Annotated in this window: 2 protein-coding genes; both read left to right on the top strand. The window is 38.8% G+C overall.

The features are described 5' to 3' along the window. Positions 1–287 (top strand): MarR family winged helix-turn-helix transcriptional regulator (locus ACIQ2X_RS15650; protein WP_396179903.1); only part of this gene is annotated, 287 nt, incomplete at its 5' end. 26 nt (positions 288–313) lie between these two features. Continuing rightward, positions 314–2,566: 3-hydroxyacyl-CoA dehydrogenase/enoyl-CoA hydratase family protein (locus ACIQ2X_RS15645; protein WP_396179902.1), on the top strand; the 2,253-nt coding region annotated here is incomplete at its 3' end.

The following is a 2,566-nucleotide window of genomic DNA, read 5'->3' as shown; positions in this document are numbered from 1 at the left end:
AAATGGGTATGGAAGCCACTAGTTTGACCCGAATACTGAAGTCAATGGAGGAACGTGGCTTGATTATTCGCAAGAAAAATCCTGTTGACGGTCGTGGAGTACTCATTTACTTGACCGATTTTGGCAAAGAAAAAAGAGATCTTTCGAAAACCACCGTACTTAAATTTAATGAAACCATTAAAAAAAATATTTCTGAGGAAAAAATGAATCATTTTATGGAAGTAGCCGAAACCATTAACGATTTGATTACAGACAAAAGTATTTTTTCTGATACTAATATAAAGTAAAAACTAATAAAATTAAAACACATATAATGAAACGACTGATTAAAAAGGTTGCAGTCATTGGTTCAGGGATAATGGGTTCGGGAATTGCCTGCCATTTTGCCAATATTGGCGTAGATGTTTTACTACTTGATATTGTGCCCCGCGAATTAACCGATGCCGAACAAAAAAAAGGATTGACTTTAGAACACAAAGCCGTAAGAAATAGAATGGTCAACGATCATTTGACATTCGCTCTAAAATCCAAGCCCTCGCCTATTTACCATCCAAGTTTTGCACAAAGGATTACGACAGGGAATACATCGGACGATTTGGCTAAAATTAAAGACGTCGATTGGATTATCGAAGTAGTAGTGGAGCGTTTGGATATTAAAAAGCAAGTTTTCGAACAAATTGAAAAATACCGCAAACCGGGAACACTAATAACATCCAATACTTCCGGAATTCCAATTCACTTTATGAGTGAAGGGCGAAGTGAAGATTTTCAAAAGCATTTCTGTGGAACACACTTTTTTAACCCCGCTCGTTATTTAAAATTGTTCGAGATTATTCCTGGGCCTCAAACATCCAGCGAGATTCTTGATTTCCTAAATGAATACGGCGAGAAGTTTTTAGGAAAAACTTCTGTTGTTGCCAAAGATACACCCGCTTTTATCGGAAACCGTATTGGAATTTTCGGAATCATGAGTATGTTTCACAACGTGAAAGAAATGGGTTTTACCGTTGAAGAAATTGATAAACTCACAGGTCCTGTAATTGGACGACCAAAATCGGCTACCTTCAGAACCGTTGACGTTGTTGGTTTGGACACTTTGGTTCATGTTGCCAACGGTCTTTACGAAGGTGTTCCAAATGATGAAGCCCATTCATTTTTCAAACTACCAGAGTTTGTCAACAAAATGTTGGAAAATAAATGGTTGGGAAGCAAATCTGGACAAGGATTTTACAAGAAAGAAGGTAAAGAAATTTTATCGTTAGATTTAGATACATTACAATATAGAGCTGCAAAGAAAGCATCGTTCGCAACTTTAGAGCTTACAAAAAGTATTGACAAACCCATCAACCGTTTTAAAGTTTTAATTACCGGCAAAGACAAAGCAGGTGAATTTTACCGAAAGGATTTCGGAGGGATGTTTGCTTACGTAGCCAATAGAATTCCGGAAATTACCAACGATTTGTATAAAATTGACGACGCTATGAAAGCCGGTTTTGGTTGGGAAAATGGTCCGTTTGAAATTTGGGATGCCGTGGGTGTCGAAAAAGGAATCGAACTTATTAAATCGCTAGGAAAAGAGCCTGCCGCATGGGTCAATGACATGTTGGCTTCAGGAACTAAATCGTTTTATTCTGTTAAAGATGGAGCAACCTATTACTACGATATTACTTCGAAATCACAAAAGAAAATACCAGGCCAAGATGCATTTATCATCCTGAATAATATTCGTGAGAGCAAAAAGGTTTGGAGCAATTCAGGTTCGATAATTACGGATTTAGGAGAAGGAATTTTAAATCTGGAATTTCAATCCAAAATGAATACTATTGGTGGCGATGTTTTGCAAGGAATTAATAAAGCCATTGATTTGGCAGAAAGAGAATTCAGCGGATTGGTCATTGGAAATCAGGCAGCAAATTTTTCTGTAGGTGCCAATATCGGTATGATTTTCATGATGGCGGTTGAACAAGAATACGATGAACTCAATATGGCCATCAAAATGTTTCAGGACACGATGATGCGGGTGCGTTATTCCGGAATTCCTGTTGTCGTTGCGCCACACGGCATGACACTTGGAGGGGGCTGCGAAATGAGTATGCATGCCGATAAAGTGGTGGCTGCTGCCGAAACCTATATCGGATTGGTAGAATTTGGCGTAGGTGTTATTCCTGGAGGCGGTGGTTCTAAAGAAATGGCTTTACGTGCGTCTGATTTGTTCAGAAAAAATGATGTTGAACTAAATGTATTACAAGAATATTTTTTAACGGTAGCAATGGCCAAGGTTTCCACATCTGCACATGAAGCTTTTGATTTGGGCATTTTGCAACATGGAAAAGACATTGTTGTAGTGAACAAAGACCGTCAAATCGCCGAAGCAAAAAAGCAAGCACTTATTTTGGCGGAAGCCGGATATACCCAACCCATAAAGCGAAAGGATGTAAAAGTTCTTGGGAAACAAGCCCTTGGAATGTTCCTGGTTGGAACCGATCAAATGCAAGCCGGAAGCTACATTTCTGAACACGATAAAAAAATCGCTAATAAATTGGCCTACGTGATGGCGGGTGGAGAT

The organism is Flavobacterium sp. (assembly GCF_044368625.1).
Taxonomy (GTDB): domain Bacteria; phylum Bacteroidota; class Bacteroidia; order Flavobacteriales; family Flavobacteriaceae; genus Flavobacterium.
This window is presented reverse-complemented; position numbering and strand designations above follow the sequence as displayed.